Genomic DNA, 21,543 nt, shown 5'->3' on the forward strand with positions numbered 1-21,543 from the left:
CATGCTCATTCCGCTCGTGACCGGAGCGGAGGTGACGTTTTGGATCGGCGCCCCGTTGGCGGTGCTCGGTGCTCTAGGCCTCGTGTTCAGCAGGCGGGCCGTGTACGCCGCCTTGTCGATGGCTGTCGCGATGATCAGCCTCGCCGTGCTGTACGCCTCCTTGGATGCACCCTTCCTGGCGATGACCCAGATCATCGTCTACACCGGTGCCGTCATGATGATGTTCTTGTTCGTCATGATGATGGTGGGCGTCGACACCCCCGACTCGGCTGTCGAGACCCTCAAGGGACAGCGGCCACTGGCGATCCTGGCTGGCATCGGCCTGGCGGCCCTGCTGATCTTCGCGATCATCGGCTCGATCACACAGCCCGCTGCCACGGTCGTCGAGGCGAACGCACAGTTCGGTGGTAACCCGCAGGGGCTAGCCAACTTGATGTTCGGGCGCTACATCTTCGTCTTCGAATTGGCCAGCGCACTGCTGATCACCGCTGCCGTGGGCGCAATGATCTTGGCCCATCGTCAGCGTGTGACGCCGAAGCGCGATCAACGTGAGTTGGCGCAGGAGCGCATGGCGGCTTACGCCGACAAGGGTGAGCACCCCGGTCCGCTGCCCAACTCGGGCGTCTACGCCACCACGAACTCCATCGCAGCCCCGGCCCTGTTGCCGGACGGTTCGATTGCGCCGAAGTCGATCAGCCAGACGCTGCTGTTGCGTGGTGCGGTCATCGATCCGATCCCGTTGGCCAAGGTGACCGATCAAACGTTCGCCGCCATCGAGGCCGTCGAGGAAGACGAGGACGAGTGATGAACCCGGAGAATTACCTCATCTTGGCCGCGCTGTTGTTCTCGATCGGCTCGATCGGTGTCCTCGTGCGCCGCAACGCGCTGGTCGCCTTCATGTGCGTGGAACTGATGCTGAATGCGTGCAACCTGGCTTTGGTCGCCGGGTCGCAGATCACCGGCGGGCTGAACGGGCAGGTGGCGTCCTTCTTCGTGATGGTCGTGGCTGCCGCGGAGGTCGTGGTCGGTTTGGCGATCATCGTTTCGATCTACAAGACGCGTCGTTCGACCTCGGTCGATGACGCCAACCTGCTGAAGCTCTGAGGTGGGCGACGTGATGCTTCTGGAAACCCTCGCCGCCCCGGTCGCAGCGACCGGCATGTTCACGCTCGCGTGGACGATGATCGCCGTCCCCGCGGTGATGGCTGGCCTGCTGCTCCTGGCGGGCAAGCTCTCCGATCGCTGGGGACACCTTGCGGCGACCGCCGCAGTGGTGTGGTCGTTCGCGATTGCCGTGTGCCTGTTCGCCGAGCAGATGATGCGCCCGGCCTCCGAGCGCGCCGTCTCCGCTCACCTCTACACCTGGCTGGGCGTCGGACACTGGACGTTCGAGGTTGGCCTCCTGGTCGACCAACTCTCCATCTTGTTCGCCCTGCTGATCACCGGTGTCGGGTCGCTGATCCACATCTACTCGATCGGGTACATGGCCCACGACGCGCGCCGCCGCCGGTTCTTCGCCTACCTGAACTTGTTCATCGCCGCGATGCTCATCCTGGTGCTCGCCGACAACTACCTTGTGTTGTTCGTCGGCTGGGAAGGCGTCGGTTTGGCGTCCTACCTGCTCATCAGCTTCTGGCAGCACAAGCCGTCCGCGGCCGCCGCCGGAACCAAGGCTTTTGTGATGAACCGTGTCGGCGACCTGGGGCTGCTCATGGCGATCAGCACCATGCTGGCCATGTTCGGGTCCTCCTCGTTTGAGGCGGTCAACGCGGGTGCAGCCCACGTTCCTCCGCTGTGGGCGACGCTGATCGGCTTCTTCCTGCTGCTGGCCGCCTGTGGCAAGTCGGCTCAGGTTCCGTTGCAGGCCTGGCTGCTGGACGCCATGGAAGGCCCCACGCCGGTGTCGGCCCTCATTCACGCGGCGACGATGGTTACTGCCGGGGTCTACCTGGTGGTGCGCAGCCACGCGATCTTCGAGATGGCCCCGATCGCCCAAGCGGCGGTCGTGATCGTCGGGACGGTGACCCTCCTGGCTGGCGCCTGGATCGGCACGAGCCAAGACGACATCAAGAAGGTCCTTGCAGGCTCGACCATGAGCCAGATCGGCTACATGATGCTCGCTGCGGGCATCGGGCCCGCCGGGTATGCCTTCGCGATTTTCCACCTGCTGACGCATGGTTTCTTCAAGGCCAACATGTTCTTGGGAGCCGGATCGATCATGCACGGCATGAACGACGACGTGAACATGCGCCACTTCGGTGGCCTCGCGAGTGCCATGCGCGTCACATTCTTGACGTTCTCGATGGGCTACCTGGCCATCATCGGGTTCCCGTTCTTCGCGGGCTACTTCTCCAAGGACCACATCATCGAGGCGGCCTTCGCCAACAATGTCGTCATCGGCTTGTGCGCCCTGCTGGGTGCGGGCATCACCGCCTTCTACATGACGCGGTTGATGCTGATGACGTTCTTCGGCGAGAAGCGCTGGCGTCAGGGGGTGCATCCGCACGAGTCGCCCAAGGCCATGACCGTTCCGCTGATCATCTTGGCCGTGTTCTCGGTGGGCGCGGGCCTGCTGATGAACTGGTGGATCCAGACTTGGCTTGAGCCGGCTGTGGGTAACCACGCTCACGACATCAGCCTCATCCCGACGCCTGTCGGGTGGGCCACCCTGCTGGTCGTGGCGGCTGGTGTCGCGGCGTCCTGGATGGTGTTCGGGCGGGGGAGCATCCCCGACGTGGCTCCGGCTACCAAGAACCCCGTCACCATCGCCGGTCGCAACGTCTTGTTCGGCGACCAGGTGAACGGCTTCTTGTTCACCCATCCCACGGTCGCCACCGCCAAGGCGATCGATACCGCCGACGTCTCGCTCATCGACCGCTCGTTCGACGGCGCGGGCCGTGCCTTCCAGGGTCTGTCGACGCAACTGCGACGCTTGCAAACCGGCTACACCCGCAACTACGCCCTCACCATGCTGCTCGGCGTGCTGGTCGTGGGTGCCGTTCTGATCCTCAGTCAGCTGGGCTGAGGGAGGAGTTGACATGACATTCCCTTGGCTCACCTTCCTCGGCCTGCTGCCGATCATCGGTGGCCTGCTCCTGTTCTTGCCGATGGGCAAGGGCGCAGCCCGCACGCTCGGCCTGGTGTTCTCGGTGGCCACGCTGGCCGTCGGTGTGGCCGTCGCCGTGATGCGCGGTTCTGGCGTCGACCTGAGCGTGACCGTCCCGTGGATCCGCGCGTTCGGTGCGTGGTGGGCGCTGGGCGTGGACGGCATGGGGCTGGCGATGATCCTGCTGACCGTCGTCTTGACCCCGTTGGTGCTGCTCGCCGAATGGGAACCCCCCGCCGGGCGCTGGAGCGCGCAGACCTTCTTCGCGCTCGTGCTCATCTTGGAAGGGTTGGCGCTGTTCGTCTTCACCTCCACCGACGTCTTGCTGTTCTACCTCTTCTTCGAGGCGACGCTGATACCGACGTACTTCCTGATCGTCGGGTTCGGCGGGGAACGGCGCGGCTACGCGGCGCTGAAGTTCCTGCTGTTCAGCCTGGCCGGTGGCCTGATCATGCTGGCTTCGGTCGTCGGGCTGTTCGCCGTCTCGGCCAGCCAGGGCATGCCGTCCTACCTGATCGGTGACCTGGCCAGCCTGCGCATCGACGGGGATCTGGGTCGCTGGCTGATGCTGGGCTTCCTGATCGCGTTCATCATCAAGGCACCCATGGTGCCGTTGCACACGTGGCTGCCGGATACGGCCGCCGCATCGACGCCAGGCACGGCGACGCTGCTCGTCGGCATTCTGGACAAGATCGGCACCTTCGGCATGATCCGGTTCTGCCTGGGTCTGTTCCCCGAAGCGTCGGTCTGGGTCGCGCCGTTCATGATGGTCTTCGCCGTCATCTCGATCCTGTGGGGTGCGCTGGCAGCCATCGGCAGCACGAACATGATGCGCCTGGTCGCCTACACCTCGGTCAGCCACTTCGGCTTCATGGTGTTGGGCATCTACGCCTTCACCACCACTAGCCAGACCGGGTCGATCTTCTACATGCTCAACCACGGGTTCTCTACCGCGGCACTGTTCCTGGTCGTCGGCTTCCTCGCCAAGCGTCGAGGCAGCTACGACATCAACGCCTACGGCGGAGTGCAGAAGGTCGCACCGGTGACCGCAGGGGTCATGCTGCTGGCCGGATTGTCTGCGCTGTCGCTGCCCGGCATGGCCACGTTCGTCAGCGAGTTCCTCGTGATCGCCGGAACGTGGGCCCGCAACCCGATCGTCACGGCGTTCGCGCTGATCGGCGTGGTGCTCGCGGCCGTCTACGTGCTGGCCGTCTTGTACCAGCGCACGATGACCGGCCCTGTCACCGAGCAGACGCAGAAGGCCTTCGAAGGCCGCGACCTGACCGGTATCGAGAAGGCGGTCATGGTGCCGATCATCGCGATGCTGCTGTTCTTCGGCTTCGTCCCGCAGCCTGCGGTGTCGATGGTCGAAACCACCGCCAAGGCGACCATGGAGTACGTCGGTGTGACCGATCCCGCTCCGGTCGTGAAGGGAGCCAAGTAGATGTCGTCGTATCTCATGCCGGTCCTGGAGATGGCGGCGCCGACCCTCGAATGGCGTGCGCTGGCCCCGGTCCTGCTCGTGTTCGCGGCGGCCTGCCTGGGCATCCTGCTGGAGGCCGTCCTTCCGCGTCGGTTGCGCTTCGTCGCCCAGACCACGCTGGTGATTGCCGCCGGTGTTGCCTCGCTCGCCTTCCTGGTCATCAACTGGCGGGCCGGGTACGCCGGACGCCTGGCGATGGGCTCCATCATGCTGGATGGCCCCACCTACTTCGCGTGGGGCGCCCTGCTGGTGTTCGGGGTGCTGGCCTTCATGGTGTTCGCCGAGCGGAGCCTCAACGGTGGCGCCACGACCTTCGCGGCGTCGGCGGCCTCGGTTCCGGGGTCGGCGGATGAAGCGGAGTCGTCGGCGGCGCGCCACGAGCACACGGAAGTCTTCCCGCTGGGCTTGTTCGCCCTGACCGGAATGATGGTGTTCGCCTCGGCGTCTGACCTGCTGACGCTGTTCGTGGCCCTGGAAGTGTTCTCGCTTCCGCTGTACCTGCTCAGCGGCATGGCGCGACGCCGTCGCCTCCTGTCGCAGGAGGCGGCCCTGAAGTACTTCCTGCTGGGCGCGTTCTCCTCAGCGTTCATGCTGTTCGGTATCGCGATGCTGTACGTGTTCTCCGGCTCCTTCGACCTGCGTGTTATTCACGCTGCCGTGGGCGGCGCGACGACGGGGCCCGGCCTGATTTTCATCGGGCTGACCTTCATCGCGATCGGGCTGCTGTTCAAGACCGGTGTCGTCCCGTTCCACAACTGGACCCCCGACGTCTACATGGGCGCTCCCACTCCGGTGACGGGCTTCATGGCGATCTGCACGAAGTTCGCCGCGGTCGTCGCGCTGATGCGTGTCTTCTTCGTGGCCCTGGATGGGATGCGCTGGACGTGGCAGCCCATCTTCGCGGTGCTCGCGATCGCCACGATGGTCGTGGGCGTCATCGGTGCCTTGACGCAGACCGACATCAAGCGGCTGCTGGCTTACAGTTCCATCGCCCACGCCGGGTTCGTTCTCACCGCGATCGTGGGAGCCAACCAGCAGGTGGTGGCCGGTCAGGCCACGTCCGCTTCGTCGGTGTTCTTCTACCTGGCGGCGTACGGATTCGCGACGATCGGCGCCTTCGCCATCGTGACGCTCGTCCGCAACCCGGCCGGTGAGGACAACACGCTGGCGGGATGGTCCGGGCTGGCCTCGAAGAACCCTTGGGTGGCGGCGCTGTTTGCGCTGTTCATGCTGAGCTTCGCCGGTATCCCGCTGACAGGTGGCTTCATCGGCAAGTGGGCCGTCTTCACGTCCGCGTGGCAGGGCGGCTACTGGTGGCTGGTCATCGTCGCGGTCCTGTTCTCGTTGGTGGCGGCCTACTTCTACCTGCGCGTGGTTGTGGTGATGTTTGTCGGTGAGCCCGCCCCCACGACGTTCGTGGGCCGCGCAAGCGCCTGGACGTGGATTCCGATCATCATCGGTGTCGTCGGCACGCTGTGGCTCGGGCTGCTTCCCGATTCAGTCATGCAGTTGGCGGCGTTCGCGGGCGGCTTCCTGCGGTGACGTCACTGACCCAACCTGACGCCGACTTCGAAGCCTTCGTCCGGCGGCGGATCGACGCGATCGAGCTTCGCCTCGCCGAGGCTGCCGCGGCACAAACCGCTTTCACGTCGGACGCCGCCCAGCATTTGCTGGCCGCGGGCGGGAAGCGATTCCGGCCCCTGTTGGTGGTGCTGGCTTCGCAGTTGTACGCCGGGGCCGAGGATTCGGCGATCGACCGGGCGGCGATCGTGATGGAACTCACCCATGTGGCGAGCCTCTACCACGACGACGTGATGGACGAGGCCGAGGTGCGTCGCGGCGTCCCGTCGGCGAACAGCCGGTGGGGGAACACGGTCGCGATTATGGTCGGCGACTTCCTGTTCGCCCGAGCCTCATCCACGGTCGCCACGCTGGGCACCGACTACGTGATGCTGCAGGCAGAAACGTTCGCCCGGCTTGTCCAGGGGCAGATCGCCGAGACGCGTGGTCTGACCGAGGGCGAAGATCCGCTACGGCACTATCTCGACGTGATCGCCGACAAGACGGGATCGCTCATCGCGGCGTCCACGGTCTTCGGCGGCATGGTGTGCGGCGCGCCGCCCGAGGTGCTGTCGGCGCTGGCCGCCTATGGCGAGGAGATCGGGCTGGTCTTCCAGTTGAGCGATGACCTTCTCGACATCGCTTCCGACGCGTCAGGCAAGACACCGGGCACGGATCTGCGCGAGGGCGTGCCTACGCTGCCGGTCCTGCTGCTGCGCGCTTCGGCGACTGATGAGGACGCGCGCCTGCTAGAACTCACGGCAGGCCCGCTGGACGACGAGGCCGAAGTGGCCGAGGCGTTGACGCTCCTGCGGGCGCACCGGGTGATGGACGAGGCACGGGCCGAGGTGGCGCGTCGGGCCGAGGTGGCTCGCGGCTACCTGTCGGTGTTGCCGCAGGGACACGCGAGGGACGCCCTGTCCGCACTGTGCGATCAGGTGGCGTTCCGCTCCGCCTAAGCCTCCGGGAGCCTAGGGAGTAGCCTCCTGAGTATGCAGGAGGAGCATCTGGTCAGCGCCGTCGAGATGGCGCGTCGTGTCCGGGCTGGGGAGTGGAGTGCCGAGACGATCCTGGCCTCGGCCCTCGCCCGTGCCGAAGCGGACCCCGAACTGGGCGCTTTCGCTTGTCTGACGCCGGATCTGGCGTTCGAGCAGGCCCGACGCGTCGATGCGGCGGTGACGCGAGGCGAGCGAGTCGGCCCCTTGGCTGGCGTGCCTGTCCCGATCAAGGACCTTGCCGAAGTCGCCGGGGTACCGTTCGAGGCGGGGGCGGCGCTGTTGCGCGGCACCATCGCTGACACCACCGATGTCGTGGCGCAACGCCTGATGGACGCAGATTCGCTGACGCTGGGCAAGACAGCCACCCCCGAGTTCGGTTTCCCGCCCTACACAGAGCCTGCCGGGCGCCCACCCGCGGTCACGCCGTGGGATCGGACGCGTGGCGCCGGTGGTTCCAGTGGGGGAGCGGCAGCGGCTGTTGCCGCCGGGATCGTCCCGCTCGCGCACGCTTCCGATGGTGGCGGCAGCATCAGGATCCCGGCAGCGAGTTGTGGCCTGGTCGGGCACAAGCCCTCACGCGGGCTGGTCTCCACCGCGCCCAGCCGCGTGAGTACCCCCGGCCTGGCCTGCGACGGCGTCCTGAGCCGCACAGTCGCGGACACGGCGCTCGGTTTGGAGGTGCTGGCCCCTGGGCACGGGCTGCTTGCTGGGCTGGAGCACGCCCCACAGCGCTTGCGGATCGGTCTTTCCGTGACGCCGATCATCTCGGACACCGCCCAGGTGCATCCCGCGATGGTCGCCGCCGTCGAACAGGTGGCGGCTTGGCTTGATGATCTGGGACATGACCTGGTCGACGCGCCTCGGGCGTTTCCCGCCAGCCGGTGGGGCGCCTTCGACGCACTGTGGACGACCGGCGCCGCAGGGCTGCCGCTGCCCCCGCAGGCGGATGCGGGGCTCATGCCGTTGACGCGCTGGCTCCGCGAGCGAGGCCGTGACGTGACTGGCGTGCAGTACGCCGCAGCGTTAGCGGAGATCCAGAAGCTGGAGTGGGAGGTGGAAGCGCAGTGGGCTGGCCTGGACGCGGTCCTCACCCCGACGCTGGCGCAGCCCCCCGCCAAGGTTGGGGCCTTGCGCGACGACGCCGATCCGGCGGGCGACTTCGCAGCTCAGATCGATTACACGCCTTGGACGAGCGTCGCGAACCTCACCGGACGCCCCTCCATCAGCCTGCCGTTGGTGCGCGCTGACATCGACGGCGTCACGCTTCCGCTCGGCGTCATGCTGACCGGCGTCCGCGGACGCGACGCAGCGCTCCTGGCGCTGGCCGCCTCCCTGGAGGCCGCTCATCCGTGGCCGCTCACACCCCCACGGGAGAACTCACCGGCGTGATGCGCAGGGGACGCGGCCCGACCTTTTCGGCCTGGATGCGTCCGGCGTTCTTGTGGGCGGTGGCGACCATGAGCTTGATCCGGTTGAGCTGGTTGACCTCGGAGGCCCCGGGGTCGTAATCGATCGAGACGACGTTCGCTTCGGGGAACAGGCGCCGCAACTCGCGGAAGACGCCCTTGCCGACGACGTGGTTGGGCAGGCACGCGAACGGCTGGGCGACGATGATGTTCGGGCAGCCGTGCTCGATGAGTTCCATCATCTCCCCGACGAGCAGCCAGCCTTCACCAGCGGTCGTCCCGAGGGAGATGACGGATTCGGCCCGACGGGCGATTTCGGCGAGCGGCTGGGAGACCGTGAAGTCGCGCTCCGCCTTCGCGAGGGCGCGCCGAGCTGGCCGCTGGTATTGCTCGATGAACCAGGCGATGCCCTGCTGCAGCTTGACCCCCGTCGTGGAGCCGACGCCCAAGTTGTCGAGCCGCCATCCCGCGGTGTGCAACTGCATCATGAAGAACGGCAGCAGATCGGGGAGGACAGCCTCGCAGCCTTCGGCCTCGATGGTGCGCACGGCGTCGTTGTTGGCGTCGGGCTGGAACTTCACCAGGATCTCTCCCACGAGCCCGACGCGGGGGCGTCGCGGCTCGTCGCGCACGGCCAACTGATCGAAGGCGGTGACGATGTGGTCAATCAGCCAGCGGTAGCTGACCCGGCGCCGCAGCGTGGCCGACCAGCCGCCGGTGGTGAAGAACTCGCCGGCGACGGCGTCCCAATGGCGATACAGGGCATCGGCTGATCCGGGCTCCGCCTCGTAGGGCCGCGTCCGAAGCACGACGTTTTGGAGGAGGTCGCCGATGACGACCGCCTGAATGGCCTTGTGGATCATGGTCGGGGTCAGCTTGAACCCGGGGCTCTCCTCCAGCCCCTGCGCGCTGATGGCCAGCACGGGCACTTGGGCGAACCCGGCGTCAGCCAGGCCCTTGCGCAGCATCCCGGCATAGTTCGTGGCCCGGCACATGCCCCCGGTCTGGGTGATGATGACCGAACTGTTGTCGGGATCGGCGCCCCCGGCCAGGAACGTGTTGATGAGCTGACCGACGACCATGATGGCCGGGTAGCACACGTCGTTGTTGACGTAGCGCAGCCCCACCTCGACGTCGTCGCGCGAGGCGTGCTCCAGCAGTTCGACGTTGTATCCGACGCGGCGCAGCACCGGGACGAGCAGCCGGAAGTGAACCGGCGCCATCTGCGGCGCGTACAGCGTGTGGGTGCGCTTGGCTTCGGCCGTGAACACGGCACGTCCGCCGTCCTTGGCGGCAGCGTCGTAGGTGAGGACTTCCGCCGAGCGGGGCTGGCGTTCGGCGGTGGCCGCCTTCAGGGAGCGCAGCCGGATCGTCGCGGCGCCCAGGTTGGACACCTCGTCGATCTTCAGGGCCGTGTAGACGTCCCCGGCTGCCTCCAGGATTTCTTGCACCTGATCGGTGGTGACGGCGTCGAGGCCGCAACCGAACGAGTTGAGCTGGACGAGTTGCAGTTCGGGTTCGGTACGGACGCGAGCGGCGGCCTCATACAGGCGGCTGTGATAGGTCCACTGATCCCGGACGCGTAGGGGGCGTTCCAGGCGCGGCGCATCGGCGACGGAGTCTTCGGTCAAGACGACCATCCCGAGTTGGTTGATCATCTCCGGGATGCCGTGATGAACCTCGGGATCGACGTGGTAGGGGCGTCCGGCCAGCACGATGCCCTTGCGTTCGTGGGCGGCCATGTACTCCAGGGCCCGGCGTCCCTCGGCGAGGACGTCGGCCTTGTAGGCCGCGTCTTCGGCATAACCCGCGCTCACCGCTTCCTGGGCTTCGGCTAACGTGACGCCCTCGCTCTCGAAAATCTCGACGAGGCGTTCGGCGAGCTTGTCGGGGTCGGCGAGGTTGACGAAGGGGTCGAGGAACTTCACCCCGGGCTCTCGCAGGCGGTCGACGTTCTTGGCCAGCACCTGCGGATAGAAGGCCACGACGGGGCAGTTGAAGTTGTGGTCGGACGCCTCGAAGGTGGGCTGCTCCAGGCTGACGCACGGATAGAAGATCGTGGTGACGCCCCGGTCCAGCAGCCATTCGATGTGCCCGTGGGCCAGCTTGGCGGGGTAACACACGTTTTCTGAGGGGATGGTCTCCATGCCGTCGGTGAACAGGTCGTGATTGGAGCGTCCCGACAGCATCACCTTGAACCCCAGGTGGGTCAAGATGGTGAACCACAGCGGGTAGTTCTCGTACATGTTGAGGACGCGGGGGATGCCGATGGCGCCCCGGGTCGCCTTCGCGTCGGTGAGGCGACGGTAGGAGAACAACCGGCGGTACTTGAAGTCGTACAGGTTGGGGATCTCGCTGCGCTGCGGCTTGGCCTCCACCGACGCGCCGCGCTCGCAGCGGTTGCCGGAGACGTGACGGCTGCCGTCGGGGAAGCTGCTGACGGTGAGGCCGCAGTGGTTTTGGCACAGCTTGCAGGTGCGGCGTTCGACCTCGACCTGGAAGTCGTCCAGTTCGTCGAGTTCGATCAGTGAACTGACCTGGTCCGGTTCCCAGGAGCGCTGGGCGGTCAGCGCGGCCCCATAGGCGCCCATGAGGCCCGCGATGTCGGGGCGGACGACCTCGCGGCCGGTGAGCAGTTCGAAGGCGCGCAGGACGGCGTCGTTGAGGAACGTGCCGCCTTGGACGACGACCTTGTCTCCCAACGCGTCAGCGTCGCGCAGTTTGATGACCTTGTAGAGCGCGTTGCGGACCACCGAGTAGGACAGGCCGGCGGCGATGTCACCGACCGAGGCGCCTTCCTTCTGGGCCTGCTTGACCGAACTGTTCATGAAGACGGTGCACCGTGACCCCAGATCGACCGGGGCCTGCGCCTGGAGCGCCTTCTGGGCGAACGCGCGCACGTCGGTGCCCATGGTCTCGGCGAACGTCTGCAGGAAGGACCCGCAGCCTGACGAGCAGGCCTCGTTGACGGCGATCGAGTCCAGCGCGCCGCCCCGGACGCGCAGATACTTCATGTCTTGTCCGCCGATGTCGATGACGCTGGTCACGCCCGGCGCGATGGCTTCCGCGGCGCGGTAGTGCGCCATCGTCTCGATCTCGCCCTGGTCGACGCGCAGCGCAGCCTGGACGAGGCCCTCCCCGTAGCCCGTCACGCAGCAGCGGGCCAGGTAGGCGTCCGGCGGGAGCGCCTCGCGGACCTCCTTGACGATGCCGAGGGCGGCCTTGACGGGGTCGCCGCCGTTGCCTGCGTAGTGACGGTGCACGATCGTGCCGTCGCTGCTCATGACGACCGACTTGATGGTCGTCGATCCTGCATCCAAACCCCAAAACAGCGGGCCGGACGCGGTGGCGAGGTCCCCGGTGGGAATCGTCGCTGCGCCGTGGCGGGTCGTGAAGGCCTCGCGTTCGGCGTCATCGGTGAACAAGGGGCGCAAGGTGGCGGTGAGGGAGGGGGCCCCTCCGGCGCCCGCGTCCAGTCCGGCGATCAGGGTGGAGAGCGTGGTGGGTTCCCCGTCGGCGAGCAACGCGGCACCGCGGGCGACGTAGAGCTGGGCATCGGGTGGGGTGGTGAAGCAGGTGACCTGGTCGGCGAGGGTGCGCTCGTAGGCGGCACGCAACTGGGGCAGGAAGTGCAGCGGGCCGCCCAGGAACACCAGGTTGCCGCGGATGGGGCGTCCGCAGGCCAGCCCGGAGATCGTCTGGGTCGCGACTGCTTGGAAGACGGAGGCGGCCAGGTCGGTGTGGGCGGCGCCTTGGTTGAGCAAGGGCTGGATGTCGGACTTGGCGAAGACGCCGCAGCGCGACGCGATGGGGTACAGGGTCTCGTAGCGCGAGGCCAACTCGTCGAGCCCGGACGCGTCGGTCCCCAGCAGAGTCGCCATCTGATCGATGAAGGCGCCGGTGCCGCCCGCGCAGGTGCCGTTCATCCGCTGCTCGGGGGTGGGTTTGAGGTAGGTGATCTTGGCGTCTTCGCCGCCGAGTTCGATGACGACGTCCGCGTCGGGGTGGAAGCGTTCCACGGCTTCGGTGCCGGCGATCACCTCTTGAACGAAGGTGGCCCCCATCATCTCGGCGACCTGGAGCCCGCCTGACCCGGTGACGGCGGCCCGCACTGGCGCGTCGGGCCACTGGTGGGCGATATCGGCCAGGAGGCGCCGCACTTCTCCTCGCGCGTCGGCGTGGTGGCGACGATAATCGGAGAAGGCCACATGGTCAGCGTCCATCAGGACGGCCTTCACCGTCGTCGAACCGATGTCGAGACCGAGGCTGAGGGGGGGTTGCGTCATGAGACCTCCATTAGAACGATCGTTCTAGTTACTACAGAGCGTAGTGCTTTTCGCAGGCGAAGGGGAGGGTGTCCGCACATGCGATCCACCAAACGCGACGAGATCGTGGCTGCTGCCACCGAACTCATCCGCAGCGACGGCGTCCGGGCGGCGTCGATCGCGAAGATCATCGCGGCGTCCGGCAGTTCCGCGGGCAGCGTCTACCACCACTTCGGCAGCAAGAACGACATCGTCCTCGCGGTGGCCCGCCGCGCGCTCGTCGAGCCGCTGGAGGCGGCCCTGGCCGCGCACCAGGACGAAGCGCTGTCCCCCGGAGACCTGCTGCGGCTCATGGCCGGGGCGGTGCTGGACGGGACGCTGCACTCCTCGCTGATCGTCCAACTGTGGGCTGGCGCCGCCGACGAGCCCCAACTGGCCTCCATCATCCGCGACCAGATGGAGGGCGTGCGGGAACGAACCACCGGCGGGCTGGCCGTCTACCTGCGCGCACGCGGCGTCCAGGACGCGGAAGGGCGAGCCACCGTCATCGCCATGCTGACGATGGGTCAGATGATGGGCATGCTCGCCCAGCGCACCTTGCTCGCGGAGTTCGACGTGGCGGCCTACCTCGATGTTGCGGCCACCATGCTGGACGGCCTGGCCACCGCGTGAGGCCGCCCGGTCATCCCGGCGGGGGAGGTGCGTCAGCCTCGGTCGGCACGGACTGCCACGCGTTCGCCCATCGCCCCTCGGTAGGCTCAACTCCGTGAAGTATGTCTCCACCCGCGGCGCCGCCGACGCGCCCGCCCGCTCGTTCAGCGACATCCTGCTCGAGGGTCTCGCGCCCGACGGCGGGCTGTACGTCCCCCAGAGCTACCCCCGCATCGACGCCGCAACGCTGGCGTCCTGGCGTGAACTGCGCGCCACGCAGGGGTATGCGGCCTTGGCCGCCGCGGTGCTGGAACTGTTCATCGACGACATTCCCGCAGCCGATCTGCGCGCCCTGTGCGAGCGCGCCTACACCGCCGAGGCGTTCGGCGACATGTCCGTGGTGGGCGTCACCGACCTGCCCGGCGGGATTGAGATCGGTCACCTGTCGAACGGGCCCACCGCCGCATTCAAAGACATGGCGATGCAACTGCTGGGACAACTGTTCGAGTACGAACTGGAGCGCCGCGACGCCACCCTCACCATCGTCGGCGCCACCAGCGGCGATACAGGGTCCGCTGCCGAGCACGCCATGCTCGGCAAGAGCCGCGTCCGGGTCTTCATGCTGACCCCGCGTGGTCGCATGAGCCCCTTCCAGCAGGCGCAGATGTTCAGCATCGACGATCCCGCCATCGTCAACATCGCCGTCGAAGGCGTCTTCGACGACTGCCAAGACCTCGTCAAAGCCGTCAACGCGGACGCCGCGTTCAAGGCCGCCCACAGCATCGGTGCGGTGAACTCGATCAACTGGGCCCGTGTCGTCGCTCAGGTCGTCTACTACGTCGCCCTCTACCTGGACGCCACATCGTCCGAGGATGAGCGCGTCAGCTTCGCCGTCCCGAGCGGGAACTTCGGCAATATCTGCGCCGGACACGTCGCGCGCGAGATGGGCCTGCCGATCGACCGCCTCGTGCTGGCCACCAACGAGAACAACGTGCTGGCGGAGTTCTTCGCCACCGGCGTATACCGGGTGCGCGGATCGGCAGAAACCCGCGCCACGTCCAGCCCGTCGATGGACATCTCCAAGGCGTCCAACTTCGAGCGGTTCGTGTTCGACCTGCTGGGCCGCGACGGCGTCCGGGTGCGGCAGTTGTTCGGCGAAGAGCTCCCCGCCACCGGCAGCATCGACCTGTCCGCAACGCCGGAGTTCGCCGCCCTGGGCGAGCGCTACGGCTTCGTGGCGGGCACCTCCACTCACGCTGACCGACTGGCCACCATCGCCGCAGAAGCGGCCCACAGCGGGGTCATCATCGATCCCCACACCGCCGATGGGGTCACCGTCGCCCGCCGGGCCCTGGAGTCAGGAATCGTGGAGGCACCCGTCATCGTGTTGGAGACGGCACTGCCGGTGAAGTTCTCCGCGACCATCGTGGAGGCGCTCGGCCGCGATGTTGAGCGTCCGGCCGCGTTCGCCGGGCTGGAGAACTTGCCTCGCCACGTGATCGACCTGCCCAACGACGTCGACGCCCTGAAGGCGCTCATCGAGACGTCACTGGCCACGGTCTGACGACCTCGCCTCACGCGCGAACGCCCGCCCCTCGCAGGAGAGGCGGGCGTTCGCGTGAAGGCGGGAGGACTACAAGACGGTCCAGGTGTCCGGTCCAGCCACCAGGCGCTGCAAGGACGCGACCCGATCGGCGGGCATGTGAACCTGGTTGCGGGCCTCGTCGTCGAACACCGGACGGGCCACGTCACGCAGGATGCCCACCGGCGAGAGCGACAGCCCCTGGGTGTCGGTGAGCTGGGAGAGCTGGAAGGCCAGCGTCGCGTCGTGCGCGTGCGCATCGTGGACGACCAGCGCGCCCGGCTCGACGTCGCTGACCGCGCTGACGCCGAGCGAGCCGTCGGGCTTGCGGACGACGCCCAACTCGCCCCCGGCGAAGGTGATCGGCTCGCCGTGGACCAGCGGGATGATCGCCGAGGATTCGGGCGTTTTGAGCCCCTCGAAGGCGCCGTCGTTGAAGATCGGGCAGTTTTGGTAGATCTCGACGATGGACGCGCCGCGGTGGTTGATCGCGGCGGTCAGCACCTCGGTGAGTTGCTTGCGGTCCGAATCCAGCGCCCGGGCCACGAAGGACGCCTCAGCGCCCAGGGCCAGCGTCAAAGGGTTGAACGGGTGGTCCACCGAGCCGACGGGGGAGGACTTGGTGACTTTGCCGGTCTCCGAGGTGGGGGAGAACTGGCCCTTGGTCAAGCCGTAGATGCGGTTGTTGAACAGCATGATCGTGATGTTCACGTTGCGGCGCAGCGCATGGATGAGGTGGTTGCCACCGATGCTCAGCGCGTCGCCGTCACCGGTCACCACCCACACCGCCAGGTCGGGACGCGTCAAAGCGACGCCGGTGGCGATGGCGGGCGCGCGTCCGTGGATCGAATGCAGGCCGTAGGTGTCGAGGTAGTACGGGAACCGCGAGGAACAGCCGATCCCCGAGACGACGACGGTGTTCTCCCGCTTGACGCCCAGTTGAGGCATGAGCGACTGGAACGCCGCCAAGACGGCGTAGTCGCCGCAGCCGGGGCACCAGCGCACCTCCTGGTCGGAGACGAACTCCTTGCGGTTGAGCGGCGTGATCGCCAGGGGCACGCCGGACAGTCCGGTGCTCATCGGGCCTCCTCTGCATCGATGACGTCGATCAGGTGCGGTGCCAGTTCGGCGGGGCTGATCGGCAACCCCCGCACACGGCTGTAGGACTGCACGTCCACCAGGTAGCGGGCCCGCAGGATCATGGCCATCTGGCCCAGGTTCATCTCTGGGACGATGACGCGGCGGTAGCGGCGCAGCACCTCGCCCGTGTTGGCGGGCAGCGGATTGAGGTGACGCAGGTGCGTGGTGGCCACGCGGCGTCCGGCGTCGCGGACGCGGCGGGCGGCCGCCGAGATCGGGCCCCACGTCGATCCCCAGCCGAGCACGAGCACGTCGGCGTCCCCGGTCGGGTCATCGACGACCAGGTCGGGCACGTCCGCGACGATGCCATCGATCTTGGCCTGCCGGGCGGCAACCATGAACTCGTGATTGTCGGGCGCATAGCTGACGTTGCCGGTCTTGTCGGCCTTTTCGATGCCGCCGATGCGGTGTTCGAGGCCCGGCGTGCCGGGGATCGCCCACGGGCGGGCACCCCGCTCATCGCGCAGGTAAGGCAGGTACGTTCCCTCCGGACCGTTGGGTTGCGTCGCGAAGTGCGGGTCGATGGCGGGCAACGACGCGATGTCGGGCAGCAGCCACGGTTCGGCACCGTTGGCGAGGTAGCCGTCGGTCAGCAGGATCACCGGCGTGCGGTACGTCAGCGCGATGCGGACCGCCTCGATGGCGGCGTCGAAGCAGTCGGCGGGGGATTGCGCGGCGATGACGGGCAGGGGAGCCTCGCCGTGGCGCCCGAACATGGCCTGCAGCAGGTCGGCCTGCTCGGTCTTGGTCGGCATGCCGGTGGCGGGCCCGGCGCGCTGGATGTCGCAGATGACCAGGGGCTGCTCCAGCATGACGGCCAGCGAGATGGTCTCGCTCTTCAGCGCCATGCCCGGCCCTGACGTCGACGTGACGCCCAGGTGTCCCGCATAGGACGCGCCGAGGGCCGCGCCCACGGCCGCGATCTCATCCTCGGCCTGGAACGTGGTGACGCCCTGATCCTTGGCCTTGCTCAACTCGTGCAAGACGTCGGACGCCGGGGTAATCGGGTAGGCGCCCAGGAACAGGGGAAGACCGGAGGTGACCGATCCGGCGATGAGACCCAATGCGAGCGCCTTATTGCCGGTGATCTGACGGTAGGTGCCCGGCTGTGCGGGCGCGGCGGCCACCTCGAAGCGGACCGCGAACGTCTCGGTCGTCTCACCGAAGGCGTGACCGGCCAGGAAGGCGGCCTTGTTTGAGTCGCGAATCTCGGGCTTGGTGCCGAACTTGTGATCCAGGAACTCCAGGGTGTGCTCCACCGGACGCGTGTAAAGCCACGTCAGCAGGCCCAGCGAAAACATGTTCTTGGCGCGGGAGGCCTCTTTGCGGCCCAGGTGGAACTGCTCCACCGAGGCGACGGTGAGCCCTGTCAGATCCAGGGCGTGGAGTTGGTAGTCGGTCAGGGAACCGTCGGTGAGCGGGTCGGACGCATACCCGACCTTGGCGAGGTTCCGCTTGGTGAACTCGTGCGCGTCAGCGATGATGACGCCGCCGCGTTTCAGGTCGGCCAGGTTGGCTTTCAGCGCGGCCGGGTTCATCGCCACCAAGACGTCGGGTGCATCGCCGGGCGTCTTGATGTCGCTGTCGGCGAAGTGCAGCTGGAAGCTCGACACCCCCGCCACCGTTCCCTGGGGTGCGCGGATCTCGGCGGGGAAGTTCGGGAGGGTCGCGAAGTCGTTGCCCAGACTGGCGGTGTCGGAGGTGAACCGGTCGCCGGTGAGTTGCATCCCGTCGCCGGAGTCCCCTGCGAAGCGGATGACGACACGGTCGAGGGATTGCACATCGGTCACGGCGGACTGCCTCATTCTTCTCTGATCAGACTGACTCGGTTCCCCACCCTAGTAGCTCCGCCAACTGTCGGGCGCGTGCGCGTGGGGGTTGCCGACGCTGTGACGAAGGAGCGGCGCCCATTGGATACGCTGACAGCCAACCGTGACAGGCAAGGAGGACGGCCGTGAACGGGTTCGCCGAGAACGTGGGCGCCCGATGGCAGGACGTCGTCGCTGCCATCCGGCTGGCGCCGGTGCGGCTCGGCCTGCTCGGCACGACCCTGCTGGCGCTCGGAGCGCTGTCCCCGGCCTACCTGCCGCAAGCCAGCCCCTACTGGCCCATCATGCGGGCCCTGGGCCTCGACACCGAATGGGCCAGGATCATGGCGACAGCCCTGGTCATCGGCGCCGTCAACCTGCTCATCCTCGCCTGGTACCGGCTGCGGCCGGCCGTCTACCACGACGTCAAACCGTGGGCGATCCTGTGCTGGTGGGCGACCCCTTTGGTGGCGGCCCCCCCGATTTTCAGCCACGACGCCTACTCCTACGCGGCGCAGGGGTGGCTGATCGAGAACGGCATGAACCCCTACGAGGTCTCTCCGGGGGTTTTGCCCGGCACCTTCGCCGACCAGGTGGCCTGGCTGTGGCGCTACACGCCCGCCCCCTACGGGCCGCTGGCGTTGACCTTGGCGCATTGGCTGGACCAGTTGGCGGGTTTCAACCCCTACTATTCGGCCGTCGCGCAACGGATCCCTGCTTTGATCGGCGTCGCGTTGATCGTGCACTTCCTCCCACGGATCGCCCGGCAGATCGGGATCGACCCCCACCAGACCGCCTGGTTCTCGGCCATCAACCCGCTGCTCGTCATCGACCTCATCGGTGGCGCCCACAACGACGCCCTCATGCTCGGCCTGATCGCCGTGGCGATCTGCTGGGCTTACCAGGGATGGCATTGGCCGGCCGTCGTCGCGCTGGGGGTGGGCATGGCCGTCAAGCAACCAGCCCTTCTGGCGGCCTTCCCGGTGGCGGTGATCGGCAGCAACTGGGCGTCTTGGCGTTGGCGTGATCTCGTCCGATTCCTCCCCCGGGCATTGAGCACCCTGGGCGGTGTGCTCGCCGTCTTTGCCGCGATCTCGTGGGCGACAGGTCTGGGGTTTGGGTGGCTGAACGCGGTCAGCGTCCCCGGCATGATCGTCACGCTGGCGCCCTTCAGCCTGATCGGGTGGGTGTGCCAGCAGGTGTTCCTCGCGCTGGGCATGACGGCGGCGGCGGCCACGGTGATCCCGCTGCTGCAGACCATCAGCCTGGGGATCGCCGCAGTGCTGATGGTGGTGCTCGCGGTTCGCTTCGGACGCACCGAGCCGCTGCGGTTCTTGGCCTGGGCCTACCTGACGTTTGCGGTCTTCGGCCCCGCCCTGCACACCTGGTACCTGCTGTGGGGGGCGCTCTTCCTGCCCCTGGCCCAGGTCCGCGACCGGGTGCTGCGGGCGGCGGCAGCCGCCACCTCGGTCCTGCTGGCCTACGGCGCGGGCAACCTCGCATGGCGCAACGGGCAAAACGATGGTGGCGGGCAGTACATCGCGATCGCCTTGGCGGGTGTCGCGGCCATCGTCGTGTGGATCATCCTGCGTCGCCACGCCGCCAGGGCGTCCGCAGCCTAGGCTGGAACCACTCCGAGCGCGCCGAACGGGCGCCCATCCGTAACGACCAGGAGACGACATGGCCGAACCCGAACTGCTCACCCAGGTTGTCGAGGGCGTGGGCGTGCTGCGCCTCAACCGTCCTGCGGCAATCAACGCGTTGACCGTCGCGATGATGCGCGGCATGCGCGAGGCGCTGGAATCCTGGCGTGACGATGAGGGCGTCGACAGCGTCCTGCTGCTAGGGGAGGGGAGCCGAGGGCTGTGCGCCGGGGCCGATGTGCGAGCGCTGCGCCAGGCGGTGCTCGATGGCCGCGATTTCGGGGAGTTCTTCGATCTCGAGTATGGGCTCGATCTCCTCATCAAGGAGTACCCCAAGCCGTACGAGGCGCGACAGCACGGCATCACCATGGGGGGTGGCCTGGGTATCTCTGCGCACGGGTCGCGCCGCTTGGCGTCCGCGGATGCCGCGTTCGCCATGCCCGAGACGATCATCGGTTTCACGCCCGACGTCGGCGTCACCTGGTATCTCGCGCACGCCCCGGGCTGGACGGGCATGCACGTCGCCTTGACCGGGGCGACGGTCGGTGCCCGCGACGGCGTCCTGCTCGGGCTAGCAGATGAGGCCGATGAGGCCGCCCCCGCCGGGGAACTCGAGGACAACCGTGCCTGGATCGACGCCTGCTACTGCTTCCCCGACCCGTCCGACGTGATCGCAGCACTGGAATCGCACGCCGACTCTCGCGCCCGAGCCGCCGCCGCGCTGATCCGGGCCCGTAGCCCGCTGAGCGTCGCGGTGACGCTCGAGGCGATGCGCCGTGTCCCGACCATGACGGGGGTGGCGGACGTGCTGGCCCAAGACCGCGTCCTGGCCGACCACATGATAGGTAGCCCCGACTTCATCGAGGGTGTGCGGGCGCAACTGGTCGACAAGGACCGGACGCCGCGCTGGAGCCACGACCGCATCGAGGACGTGACGCGTGCCGAGGTGTTGGCCTGCTTCCGTACCGAAGAGCCCAGCAGCCTCACGTTCTGAGGCCGCATCCCTCCTCGAAGGCGCGTCAGGAGGTGGCGTAGTCCACGACGACCGGCGCGTGATCGCTGATGCGGGTGTCGTAGCTCGCGTCCTTGTGGGTGCCACCGGCCACCGCGCGGGCGGCAAGCCCGGGGCTGGCCAGGTGGTAGTCGATGCGCCACCCAGCATCGTTGGCGAACGCTTGCCCGCGCCAACTCCACCACGAATAGGGGCCCGGCCCTTCGGGGTGGAGGCGGCGTACCACATCCACCAGTGTGCGGGGCCCCAGGATGGAGCCGAACCACTCCCGCTCCTCGGGGAGGAACCCCTCCGAGCGCTGGTTGCTGCGCCAGTTCTTCACATCGTCGCGGGTGTGCGCGATGTTGAAGTCGCCCATCACCAAGAACTCGCGCCCCTCGCGGGCGGCGTGGCGGCGGGCTCGCGTCAGGTAGGAGCGGAAAGACGTCATGAAGCGCATCTTGCGGCGGTACTTCTCCGGATCGGCGTCGGGCCCCTCCCAGGTGGCGCCCTTGGGGACGTACACCGATCCGATCCTCAGCGCGAGCCCGTCGAGGTCGTAATCCGCTTCGACGTAGCGGCCTTCGGGATCGGAGGGCCGGTGACCGAATCCGTGCCGAATCGCGGTCGGCGGCGTCCGGCTGAGCAGGGCGACACCATTGCGTCCGGCGAGGTTTCCCTCGTGATAGGCCACGTGCCAGTCGTCGAGGAGGCCTTCGGGGATCGCGGCGGTGGAGGCCCGCATCTCCTGGATCGCCACGATGTCGGGACGCGTCCGGGACCACCACGCCTCGATGCCGCGCCGTTGCGCGGCCCGGATTCCATTGACATTGAACGACGCGATCCGCAGCACGGCTGCCAGGTTAGCGGCGTGAGGGACGCCCCGGTTTCGTTCGGCGGACCGATTAGT

Annotated in this window: 15 protein-coding genes; 11 read left to right on the forward strand and 4 right to left on the reverse strand. The window is 67.5% G+C overall.

Annotated features, from left to right (window positions below; all coding sequences use genetic code 11):
• Position 1: 1 nt before the first annotated feature.
• The 7 genes from C1706_RS04615 to C1706_RS04645 are packed head-to-tail and all read left to right on the forward strand — an operon-like array spanning position 2 to position 8,536.
• Positions 2-805: an NADH-quinone oxidoreductase subunit J gene (locus tag C1706_RS04615; RefSeq protein WP_129458096.1), complete on the forward strand. Its 804-nt coding sequence runs from the start codon at positions 2-4 to the stop codon at positions 803-805.
• Positions 805-1,104: an NADH-quinone oxidoreductase subunit NuoK gene (gene nuoK / locus C1706_RS04620; RefSeq protein WP_129458034.1), complete on the forward strand. Its 300-nt coding sequence runs from the start codon at positions 805-807 to the stop codon at positions 1,102-1,104. Before C1706_RS04615 ends, nuoK begins: the two co-directional genes overlap by 1 nt.
• Before the next feature lie 13 nt (positions 1,105-1,117).
• Positions 1,118-3,025, forward strand: coding sequence for an NADH-quinone oxidoreductase subunit L (gene nuoL / locus C1706_RS04625; protein ID WP_129458097.1), 1,908 nt, complete (start codon positions 1,118-1,120; stop codon positions 3,023-3,025).
• 13 nt (positions 3,026-3,038) lie between these two features.
• Positions 3,039-4,550 (forward strand): NADH-quinone oxidoreductase subunit M, encoded by a 1,512-nt coding sequence (locus C1706_RS04630; protein WP_129458035.1) that lies wholly within the window; start codon positions 3,039-3,041, stop codon positions 4,548-4,550.
• A complete protein-coding gene (gene nuoN / locus C1706_RS04635; RefSeq protein WP_129458036.1) occupies positions 4,551-6,131 on the forward strand; it encodes an NADH-quinone oxidoreductase subunit NuoN in 1,581 nt (526 codons plus the stop codon).
• Positions 6,132-6,136: 5 nt separating this feature from the next.
• A complete protein-coding gene (locus C1706_RS04640) occupies positions 6,137-7,108 on the forward strand; it encodes a polyprenyl synthetase family protein (protein ID WP_129458098.1) in 972 nt (323 codons plus the stop codon).
• Positions 7,109-7,141: 33 nt separating this feature from the next.
• Positions 7,142-8,536, forward strand: coding sequence for an amidase (locus tag C1706_RS04645; RefSeq protein ID WP_129458037.1), 1,395 nt, complete (start codon positions 7,142-7,144; stop codon positions 8,534-8,536).
• Here C1706_RS04645 and C1706_RS04650 read toward each other — a convergent pair.
• Positions 8,505-12,839 carry an acyl-CoA dehydratase activase-related protein gene (locus C1706_RS04650; protein WP_129458038.1) on the reverse strand — a complete coding sequence of 1,445 codons (4,335 nt, stop codon included), beginning with the start codon at positions 12,837-12,839 and terminating at the stop codon, positions 8,505-8,507. The genes C1706_RS04645 and C1706_RS04650 overlap by 32 nt on opposite strands.
• Positions 12,840-12,917: 78 nt before the next feature.
• On the opposite strand from C1706_RS04650, the gene C1706_RS04655 reads away from it, so the two are divergent.
• Positions 12,918-13,490: a TetR/AcrR family transcriptional regulator gene (locus C1706_RS04655; protein WP_164987430.1), complete on the forward strand. Its 573-nt coding sequence runs from the start codon at positions 12,918-12,920 to the stop codon at positions 13,488-13,490.
• A 94-nt stretch (positions 13,491-13,584) separates the two neighbouring features.
• Positions 13,585-15,033 carry a threonine synthase gene (thrC, locus tag C1706_RS04660; RefSeq protein ID WP_129458040.1) on the forward strand — a complete coding sequence of 483 codons (1,449 nt, stop codon included), beginning with the start codon at positions 13,585-13,587 and terminating at the stop codon, positions 15,031-15,033.
• 69 nt (positions 15,034-15,102) lie between these two features.
• On the opposite strand, the gene C1706_RS04665 is transcribed toward thrC, so the two are convergent.
• Together C1706_RS04665 and C1706_RS04670 are read right to left on the reverse strand one after the other, a co-directional pair.
• Positions 15,103-16,131 carry a 2-oxoacid:ferredoxin oxidoreductase subunit beta gene (locus tag C1706_RS04665; protein WP_129458041.1) on the reverse strand — a complete coding sequence of 343 codons (1,029 nt, stop codon included), beginning with the start codon at positions 16,129-16,131 and terminating at the stop codon, positions 15,103-15,105.
• Positions 16,128-17,981 carry a 2-oxoacid:acceptor oxidoreductase subunit alpha gene (locus tag C1706_RS04670; protein ID WP_241653422.1) on the reverse strand — a complete coding sequence of 618 codons (1,854 nt, stop codon included), beginning with the start codon at positions 17,979-17,981 and terminating at the stop codon, positions 16,128-16,130. The genes C1706_RS04665 and C1706_RS04670 overlap by 4 nt, the downstream gene beginning before the upstream one ends.
• Before the next feature lie 164 nt (positions 17,982-18,145).
• Here C1706_RS04670 and mptB point away from each other — a divergent pair, with 164 nt between their 5' ends.
• The gene (gene mptB / locus C1706_RS04675; protein ID WP_129458043.1) at positions 18,146-19,621 is read left to right on the forward strand and encodes a polyprenol phosphomannose-dependent alpha 1,6 mannosyltransferase MptB; all 1,476 of its coding nucleotides are present in this window, start codon (positions 18,146-18,148) and stop codon (positions 19,619-19,621) included.
• A 58-nt stretch (positions 19,622-19,679) separates the two neighbouring features.
• On the forward strand, positions 19,680-20,636 hold the full coding sequence (locus C1706_RS04680) for an enoyl-CoA hydratase/isomerase family protein (protein WP_129458044.1): 957 nt from the start codon (positions 19,680-19,682) through the stop codon (positions 20,634-20,636).
• A 25-nt stretch (positions 20,637-20,661) separates the two neighbouring features.
• Here the strand turns inward: C1706_RS04680 and C1706_RS04685 are convergent, their stop codons facing one another.
• Positions 20,662-21,483: an exodeoxyribonuclease III gene (locus C1706_RS04685; protein ID WP_129458099.1), complete on the reverse strand. Its 822-nt coding sequence runs from the start codon at positions 21,481-21,483 to the stop codon at positions 20,662-20,664.
• Positions 21,484-21,543 lie beyond the last annotated feature (60 nt).

Origin of the sequence: Propioniciclava flava (assembly GCF_004126535.1) — a bacterium.
GTDB classification, from domain to species: domain Bacteria; phylum Actinomycetota; class Actinomycetes; order Propionibacteriales; family Propionibacteriaceae; genus Propioniciclava; species Propioniciclava flava.

Coding starts and splice junctions, on each gene's coding strand:
- C1706_RS04615 (WP_129458096.1), top strand. CDS start 2: ATGCTCATTCCGCTCGTGACCGGAGCGGAGGTGACGTTTTGGATCGGC.
- nuoK (WP_129458034.1), top strand. CDS start 805: ATGAACCCGGAGAATTACCTCATCTTGGCCGCGCTGTTGTTCTCGATC.
- nuoL (WP_129458097.1), top strand. CDS start 1,118: ATGCTTCTGGAAACCCTCGCCGCCCCGGTCGCAGCGACCGGCATGTTC.
- C1706_RS04630 (WP_129458035.1), top strand. CDS start 3,039: ATGACATTCCCTTGGCTCACCTTCCTCGGCCTGCTGCCGATCATCGGT.
- nuoN (WP_129458036.1), top strand. CDS start 4,551: ATGTCGTCGTATCTCATGCCGGTCCTGGAGATGGCGGCGCCGACCCTC.
- C1706_RS04645 (WP_129458037.1), top strand. CDS start 7,142: ATGCAGGAGGAGCATCTGGTCAGCGCCGTCGAGATGGCGCGTCGTGTC.
- C1706_RS04650 (WP_129458038.1), bottom strand. CDS start 12,839: ATGACGCAACCCCCCCTCAGCCTCGGTCTCGACATCGGTTCGACGACG.
- C1706_RS04655 (WP_164987430.1), top strand. CDS start 12,918: ATGCGATCCACCAAACGCGACGAGATCGTGGCTGCTGCCACCGAACTC.
- C1706_RS04665 (WP_129458041.1), bottom strand. CDS start 16,131: ATGAGCACCGGACTGTCCGGCGTGCCCCTGGCGATCACGCCGCTCAAC.
- C1706_RS04680 (WP_129458044.1), top strand. CDS start 19,680: ATGGCCGAACCCGAACTGCTCACCCAGGTTGTCGAGGGCGTGGGCGTG.